The sequence below is a fragment of the Glutamicibacter sp. BW80 genome (assembly GCF_002332385.1).
Classification (GTDB): domain Bacteria; phylum Actinomycetota; class Actinomycetes; order Actinomycetales; family Micrococcaceae; genus Glutamicibacter.
The window spans coordinates 1-5,655 of sequence record NZ_NRGV01000063.1 but is presented as its reverse complement, the minus strand read 5'-3'; the positions used below and the strand labels follow the sequence as shown (position 1 = coordinate 5,655).

At 59.3% G+C, this 5,655-nt stretch carries 5 protein-coding genes; 4 read left to right on the top strand and 1 reads right to left on the bottom strand.

The window, feature by feature from the left end:
* Positions 1-36: 36 nt before the first annotated feature.
* Positions 37-576: a hypothetical protein gene (locus tag CIK76_RS16650; protein WP_096288498.1), complete on the bottom strand. Its 540-nt coding sequence runs from the start codon at positions 574-576 to the stop codon at positions 37-39.
* A 351-nt stretch (positions 577-927) separates the two neighbouring features.
* On the opposite strand from CIK76_RS16650, the gene CIK76_RS16645 reads away from it, so the two are divergent.
* The 4 genes from CIK76_RS16645 (at position 928) to rlmB (ending at position 5,321) form a co-directional block, all read left to right on the top strand.
* Complete coding sequence (locus CIK76_RS16645; RefSeq protein WP_096288501.1) at positions 928-1,413, top strand: CarD family transcriptional regulator; 486 nt, start codon at positions 928-930, stop codon at positions 1,411-1,413.
* Positions 1,414-1,528: 115 nt separating this feature from the next.
* Entirely contained in the window at positions 1,529-2,770 is a 1,242-nt protein-coding gene (gene ispD / locus CIK76_RS16640) for a 2-C-methyl-D-erythritol 4-phosphate cytidylyltransferase (RefSeq protein ID WP_255248524.1), read from the top strand.
* A 69-nt stretch (positions 2,771-2,839) separates the two neighbouring features.
* Positions 2,840-4,291 (top strand): cysteine--tRNA ligase, encoded by a 1,452-nt coding sequence (cysS, locus tag CIK76_RS16635; protein WP_096288493.1) that lies wholly within the window; start codon positions 2,840-2,842, stop codon positions 4,289-4,291.
* Between the two features lie 46 nt (positions 4,292-4,337).
* Positions 4,338-5,321: a 23S rRNA (guanosine(2251)-2'-O)-methyltransferase RlmB gene (gene rlmB, locus CIK76_RS16630; RefSeq protein WP_096288490.1), complete on the top strand. Its 984-nt coding sequence runs from the start codon at positions 4,338-4,340 to the stop codon at positions 5,319-5,321.
* Positions 5,322-5,655 lie beyond the last annotated feature (334 nt).

Here is a 5,655-nt window from a genome sequence, read left to right as displayed (position 1 = left end):
TCTCGAAGGCCGAAGCCTTTGTCGTTTAGAAAGCGCCTAGTGGCCCGAAGTGGATTCGTGCTCCACTGGCTTCAGGTGTTCGGTGGTGGCCGAGTCGTATCCGCCCGGGACGAAGTCGCGGTATTCGGCGAGGGTGCCGTCGACTACCGGAACGCTGAACTCGACGGTTTCGCCGTCCGCGGTGAAGATGGTGACTGCGTGCTCGCCCTGGTTGACGCCCAGCGAGGAGATGACGGTTTCGTTCGCGTCGTCTTCCAACTTGATGACCTCGTTGGCCGGAACCTCGATCGTCACGGCGGAGGCCGAGCCGGCCTTGATGCTCACGCTTACTGCGCTGTCTGCGTCGTTGACCACTGAGCCGATCAGGCGGGCCTCGGAAGCGTCGGTGTTTGCGACGAACATTAGGTTGCGAACCTCGGCGTCGGCAACATCAACGTGGATGCCATCGGATGCGTTGTACTGGGTGGTAGTCGCCTGCTGGTTGATGGCGCCACAGCTGGTGACACCGAATGCCAGGGCAGCCACGGCTAGGGACGCAGCGATACGACGTCCAGCGGTCATGCGTGCGGTGATCACGACACTAACTCCTCGGTGAGAATAATGAGTTGCGGGTTTCGTGGCCATTTATCGGTGTTCCGCGCCCAAGGCGCGGGGCAACGCGAAGACCACGACTGGTACTAAGCCTAACCGTAATTCGCGCCAGAACGTGATTTAGCGACGGGCAACACATCGATTTCGACAAGTTGTAGATAAGTTGTGGCGGCTTGTGGGAGAGGGGTTAGCCGCGCAACCTGTTAACTTCATACCACGTTTCTCCCGCAAGTGGAAGAGGGAATTCCGCGTCTTTTCGGGGTTATTGAGGTCATGGTGAAGATTTCCCAGAGCGTGCCCGTGGTAGACTGGGAGGTGGGAAAGGGGTTTATTCACATGGTTTTTGAGGTTGGCGAGACTGTTGTCTACCCGCACCACGGCGCGGCAATGATCGAAGAGATCAAAATGCGCAAGATCAAGGGCGAAGAGAAAATGTATCTCAAGCTCAAGGTGGCTCAGGGCGACCTGACCATCGAGGTTCCAGCAGAGAACGTTGATCTCGTTGGCGTGCGTGACGTGGTAGGTCAGGAAGGTTTGGACCATGTGTTCGATGTCCTTCGTGCTGAATTTACTGAAGAGCCGACCAACTGGTCGCGTCGTTACAAGGCAAATCTAGAAAAGCTTGCCTCCGGTGATGTCATCAAGGTGGCAGAGGTCGTTCGTGACCTTTGGCGCCGTGAGAATGACCGTGGCCTGTCCGCAGGCGAAAAGCGTATGCTCTCCAAAGCCCGACAGGTATTGATCAGCGAATTGGCTCTTGCCAAGGACCTGGACGAGACCAAGGCAGAAGGCCTGCTGGACGAAGTTTTGGCCTCCGCCTAAATTTCGTCGAGTCATCGAAGCCTGATGCCGAACGACAAGTAACCGTGGGACGCTGGAAAGCGACCCACGGTTTAGTCATTTAACCGCAGTTCTAATGCGGGATAAGCTGGGATTCGTGAGTGAGCAACGAGAAGAATCGGTAGCGGTCATCCTGGTAGCGGCTGGCTTGGGGACTCGCCTAGGTGCGGGTATGCCCAAGGCGTTAGTCGAGGTCCACGGCAAATCGTTGGCTGAGCATGCACTGGATCGCATTCTCGAAGTGGGCGGAGTCCAAGACGTAATCGTGGTGGTTCCGCCGAAGGACTCCCGGCTTACCGAACGCCTTGCCTACTACCCGTCGCTGGTGCGTACAGTCCCCGGCGGGAACAGCCGCGCGGCCTCGGTGCGCAATGGTCTGGCCGCGGTCTCCGCGCAGATCACGCGAATCCTGGTTCATGACGCGGCACGCGCCTTCGCCCCGGTATCCCAATACGAGCTGATTCTCGCCGAGCTGCGCAAGCCCGCAATCCAGGCAGTCATCCCGGCCCTGGCGGTGACCGACACGATCAGCGTGGTCGGCACGGAGGCGGGCCTTGGTTCGCCGATTGTCGTAGAAACGCCGGATCGCAGCACCTTGCGGGCGGTGCAAACCCCGCAGGGATTCGACGCCCAGACCCTCATCGATGCTCATGCGCAACTCGACCATTACAGTTCCGAAGAATTAGCCCGCGTCACCGATGACGCTTCGATCGTTCGCGTCCGCGGGGTTGAAGTGCACGTCGTGGTTGGCGATGCGCGTTCGCTGAAGGTCACCCACCCAGAGGATTTGGATACCGTGGGTCGATTGTTCGCCACCGCCGCAACGAAGAACCTGGAGAAAAACTTGGCCATCCCACGCATCGGCAATGGCATCGACGTGCACGCGGTCAGCACCGACCCATCACGGCAGATGTGGCTGGCAGGCCTCTTCTTCCCCGACGATATCGGTCTGTCGGGACACTCGGACGGGGACGCGGTAGCCCACGCTGCCTGCGACGCATTGTTCTCCGCCAGCGGGATTGGCGATCTGGGAACCCACTTTGGGGTGGATCGACCCGAATTTTCCGGGGCAAGCGGTGTGAGCCTGCTTGCAGAAGCTGCGCGTCTGGTCCGAGGCGCGGGGTTCGAGATCGGCAACGTGGCGGTGCAGTTCGTGGCCCGCCGTCCACGCTTCGCGGCGCGCCGCGAAGAAGCCAATCAACTGCTCTCTGAAGTCCTTGGTGCCCCAGTCAGCGTCACCGCAACCACCAGCGATGGATTGGGCTACGAGGGGGAGGGCATCGGGGTCACCGCATACGCCACCGCACTGGTCTATCCGGCCACTCGGGCAGGGCAGTAAACAACGCGTCAGTGCGTTCCTTGTCGCATCCCCGCACAACCACCGGTTTCTTCGGATAACCTTAAAGATGTGAGCCTGCGATTTTATGACACCAAGACTGCGTCCGTACGAGACTTTAAGCCGTTAACCGACGGCGAAGTCAAGCTGTACTACTGTGGCGCAACTGTGCAGGGCATGCCGCACGTGGGCCACGTGCGCAGCGCTATTGCCTACGACATCTTGGTGCGCTGGCTGGAATACCGGGACTTTACCGTCACCACCGTGCGCAATGTGACCGATATCGACGACAAGATTTTGGAAAAGTCGTCGAACTCCTTCGCCGAGGAATTTGCCGCGGATCAGCACTACCCGCCACGGGAGTCTTGGTATGCGCTGGCCTACCGCTTCGAACAAGAGTTTGCCAACGCCTATGCAGCGCTCGGAGTACGCAGACCGACCTATGAGCCACGCGCTACCGGCCACATCACCGAAATGCATGAGCTGATCGAAACCTTGATCTCCCGCGGTCATGCCTACCCGGCCACCGATGACTCCGGAGACGTGTATTTCGACGTACGCTCCTTCGAGGCCTACGGTTCACTGACCCGACAGAAAATCGACGATATGCAGGCTGCCGCCGACGCCGATCCGCGTGGCAAGCGAGATCCGCGGGACTTCGCCCTGTGGAAGGGACACAAGGAAAGCGATCCCTACACCGCGTCGTGGACGAGCCCCTGGGGCCGCGGGCGACCGGGCTGGCATTTAGAATGCTCGGCTATGGCCGCCAAGTACCTCGGCACGCACTTCGACATCCACGGTGGTGGGCTAGATTTGCGCTTCCCGCACCATGAGAACGAATTGGCGCAGTCAACCGCCGCCGGTCAGGGCTTTGCCAATTACTGGATGCACAACGGCATGGTCACCTATGCCGGGGAAAAAATGAGCAAGTCCATTGGCAACACCATCTCCCCGGAAGAAATGCTGCAGCTGGCCGAACCTCGCGTGGTGCGCTACTTCCTAGGTCAGGCGCAGTACCGTTCGCAGCTGGATTACCGTCCCGATTCGCTCACCGAAGCTGCTGCCGCCGTAGAACGCATCGACACTTTCATTTCCAACGCCACGTACCGAGCCGCCAATACCGGGCTCAGCGTGGAAGCTACTTCGGTACCCGAAGCTTTCGGCTTCGCCATGGATGATGACCTGAACGTGCCGATGGCCTTGGCTGTGCTTCATGAGACGGTCCGCCGCGGCAACGCCGCACTGGATGCGAACGAAGAACAGGCTGTAGCCGAGGCGCTCGACCAGGTACTTGCCATGACGCAGGTTCTTGGACTGGACGATGCACGTAGCGTCGGCACCGGGCAGGGAAGTGCCGAAACCGAAGCGCTGGACACGCTAATTCAGGCACAACTGGCCGAACGTACCCAGGCGCGAGCCGCTAAGGATTGGGCTCGATCAGACGCCATTCGCGACGCGCTAGCCTCCGCGGGCATCACCGTTGTTGATTCCGCGGACGGGGCCCGCTGGACCCTGACGAAGTAACCGCACCCGCGGCCATACGAAGAATTCAAAACAAAGGACACATCAAATGAGTAATCCTCAAGAACGCGCGGGAGCGGTTCGCAAGGGCAAGAAGGGCCCAACCAAGGGAAGTGGCGGCAAGGGCCGCCGTTCCCTGGAGGGCAAAGGCCCGACCCCGAAAGCCGAGGATCGTCCTTACCACAAGGCCTACCGCACCAAGGAGCTGGCCGACCGCGCAGCTACCAAGCGCAGCGCGGCTAAGCGCAACGACCGGATTAAGGTCAATGCCGAGATGGTGACCGGCCGTAATTCGGTCGTTGAAGCGTTGCGCGCCGGCATTCCGGCGAAGGCACTGCACGTAGCCATCCGCATCGAAGTTGATGACCGAGTGCGCGAGTCGCTGAAACTCGCCGCCGCTCAGGGTATTCCGCTGATGGAAGTGAGCAAGCCGGAGCTAGAACGCATCACCGACGGCGCGATTCATCAGGGCATGGCCCTGCAGATCCCACCGTACGAATACAAAGACGCCGTGCAGTTGGTGCAGAAGTCGGTCAAAGACTACGACCGCGGTTACTCACGTACCCAGCCGCTGTTCATTGCGCTGGATGGCATTACCGATCCGCGCAACCTAGGCGCGATTATCCGTTCGGCTTCGGCCTTCGGCGCAAACGGTGTGATCATCCCCGAGCGGCGCAGTGTGGGCATGACCGCTTCGGCGTGGAAAACCAGTGCCGGAGCAGCGGTACGTGTGCCAGTGGCCAAGTGCAGCAACCTGACCAACGCGCTGAAGGAAATCAAGGCCGCAGGCATCTTCGTCATCGGGTTGGACGCCGGCGGAGATATGGATCTGCCGAATCTGGAACTGGCTACCGGCCCACTGTGCATCGTGGTCGGTTCGGAAGGTAAGGGACTCTCGCGCCTGGTCCGCGAGAACTGCGATGCGATTGTCTCGATCCCGATCGACTCGGCCATGGAGTCGTTGAACGCATCCATGGCCGTCGGCATCTCGCTTTACGAGGTTTCGCGTCTGCGTAACGCCGAAAGCAAGTAAGTTCTTTCTTTTCTGTTGGGCCTGTTTCCTGTGATTCCGCGGGAAAGCAGGCCCAACTGCTTTAAGCGTGAGCTGCTTCATAAGAATGTTTTTGACGGTTTTTCTCGGAGACCAGCTCAACGAGCCACGAATTCCCGTAATGACAGGGAAGTTTGGATGAATAACGGGCCATGCGCCCGATTTTGCGTTCACCTCAAAGACGTGTAGAGTTATTTCTCGCGCCGCTTGAACGGAAAGCCCGAAAGGGAACGAAATTCAAGAGACGTAAACAAGTGGAAAACATGGAGTTGACAACAGTCAACAAGATGGTAACCTTGTAAAGTTGCTCCGGAGC